The sequence below is a fragment of the uncultured Nostoc sp. genome, from assembly GCF_964245445.1.
In the GTDB taxonomy this organism is placed as follows: domain Bacteria; phylum Cyanobacteriota; class Cyanobacteriia; order Cyanobacteriales; family Nostocaceae; genus Nostoc.
The window spans coordinates 1-2,432 of the sequence record NZ_CAXTNE010000035.1 but is presented as its reverse complement, the minus strand read 5'-3'; the positions used below and the strand labels follow the sequence as shown (position 1 = coordinate 2,432).

Sequence of the window (2,432 nt, the reverse complement as noted above, 5' to 3'; positions counted from 1 at the left end):
GTAGATGCACCTTAATTAAATCATTGCCCTCAGCTTTTAGTTGAAGGCTTTTTTATTGCTGATATTTTTTAATTTAAGAATAAAGGTTTAATTTTGCCGGATATGGCAATCAATAAAGCGGATTAATAAATGGTAGATGCACCCTAATAAATTACAGCCTTCAGTCTAAAGCTGGGGGCTTTTATTATTTAAATATAGATGGCAGTAAACTGGGAGATAACCATACTGCGTAACCAATAAATCCAAAAAACAAGGTAATTAGGACAGTAATACTGTAGCTGATGCAAATTAATAAACCGTCAGATTCGATGGTGGCAACAGTCAAAAGTAAAATACCTACAGTGGGGATGGGATTTGTAAAGGGAATTGGTAATATTAATAATACTGTTAATAAAGAGATACAAAGACCATTAATTCGCCAAACCAAAGGATTATGGGCTATTTTTGCCAATCGGGGACGGGCGATTTTCTGTAACACTTTGGTAAGACGCCCCAAATTTTGCAAAAGTAACTGGGCAAAGGGACGAGGAAATTTGTAGTTAGCAATTCTTTTTGGCAGCCAAGGCGATCGCCTCCCTAAAAGCATTTGCGCTGACAACAGTAAACAAGCACCACCAAAAGGGCCAGTTAATCCCGGTGGCATAGGAAATAAAAAGGGCAAAATTAATAATGTAATTACCAGGCAGAATCCTCGTTCTGAGGTTTCTGCCAAAATATCACCTAGAGTTAGCGGTTGTTCTGCTAGGCGTTGCAACAAGGATTTTATATCTTGAGAAAATCTCAGATGCATTTGGTACGAGTTCGCACATTTTTAGTAGAGGGAGATGAGAGAGAATAACTCCTAACTCCTAATTTCTGGGGGTACTAAAACAGCTATAGCTTTAGGTATAACTCGAAAATGAGCAGGTGTATAGGTAGTGATTTCACCATCTGTATTGATAGGGCGAGGTTTGCGAGTATCTACCTTTATTTCTTGACCTTGAAGAGAGCGTACACTCTTCCAATGTATATGTCGCCCTTGTCGCATCGTAGGGAGTAATAGTATAATCTGCCACCAATTTTTAATCTCCAAGCTATAAAGGTCTAGCCTTTGGTCATCTATTGTCGCATCTTCAGCCACTGCCATACCGCCGCCATAATAGCGGCCGTTACCCACAGCAATTTGCACTGTTTTCACGCGAACTGATTCACCATTGATTAAAATCTCCGCAGTAAAAGGTCTAGCTTCCAAAATCACTTGCAATGCAGTGGCAGCATAAGCAAATATTCCCCAACGGCGTTTGGCTTCTTTAGTAAGTCGCTGGGTAATTTTTACACTCAATCCCAGACTGGCAACGTTAAAAAAGTGCTTGCCGTTCACCCAACCTAAGTCTATGCGGTGTGAATTTCTATATCCAATAATTTTGCAAGCTTCGCTGAGGGAATTGGGGATTCCCAAAGTTCTAGCCAGATCATTGGCAGTTCCTAAAGGCAAAATTCCCAAGGGCAACTGAGTCTTAACTAAACCATCTACTGCCGCATTGAGAGTTCCATCTCCTCCACCAATGATTACTAAGTCAACTTGATGCTGATAGCGAAGTATAACTTCAGCAAGATGTTTGGGGTCTTCTGTAGACTCTTCAATTAAATCAAAGCCGAGTGTTTTCAGATATTCAATTGCTTCCGATATACCCTTTTCTCCTTGGCGGGCATGACGATTTACTAACAGCAGTGCGCGAGAACTCATGGGTAGTACCTTTTGTAGTTGATATGTCCAGTTATCCGCATCCATGTATTCTGCTTCAAGTTGACTATCAAAAAGTGTTTAATTTGTTATGACAGTTATCAAAAATTCATTTAGTGAATGGTCATTATGTTATGCTTACGAATTTTTAATTTCTATTTTATCTAGTTTATCTCTATATTATAATATGCATAAGATAATGCCTAAGAAAAAGATGTTATTTACTGATATAAATACATAATTTTATACCAAATTTATATGAAGATGCATAAAATAAAGTTTTATAAAAGTAAGCTTCGAGGATAAAATCATAACTTGTCAAAGAGGAGATTACGAGAGAAGACATTTGAGCTAACTCGTGTTCAATCTGTTGGCGTAGTTCTTGTAAGTTAGAGAAGCTTTCCCTATTGAACTCAATACAGTTCAGTTAATCCCCAAATCCTTTGTAGAGACGAAGAAAAGCAACGTCTCTACATACCAAAAATCCTTAACCCAAGCGTATTACCTTTGAACTAGCGTTTAATAAACTACTATAATTGCTCAATTGGATTAAGCTGAAAGCTATGAGCAGGTTGAAGCATCGGTTGAATCTTCACAGTTGCTCCAGGAGAAGCTTGAAGCCGGAAATTCTTCATAGCTCTTGCCGTAATAACTCTGAACCTATCCCACTAATAATATTTTGTGAATCCAGATGTGGATAGTAGCGAGG

General features: G+C 38.4%; 2 protein-coding genes. Both read right to left on the bottom strand.

Going from position 1 to position 2,432, the window contains the following annotated elements; translation table 11 throughout:
- Positions 1-184 precede the first annotated feature (184 nt).
- Complete coding sequence (locus ACFE90_RS08810; protein WP_375499623.1) at positions 185-790, bottom strand: exopolysaccharide biosynthesis protein; 606 nt, start codon at positions 788-790, stop codon at positions 185-187.
- A gap of 51 nt (positions 791-841) precedes the next feature.
- Positions 842-1,726, bottom strand: coding sequence for a lipid kinase (locus ACFE90_RS08805; protein ID WP_375499689.1), 885 nt, complete (start codon positions 1,724-1,726; stop codon positions 842-844).
- Positions 1,727-2,432: the final 706 nt, after the last annotated feature.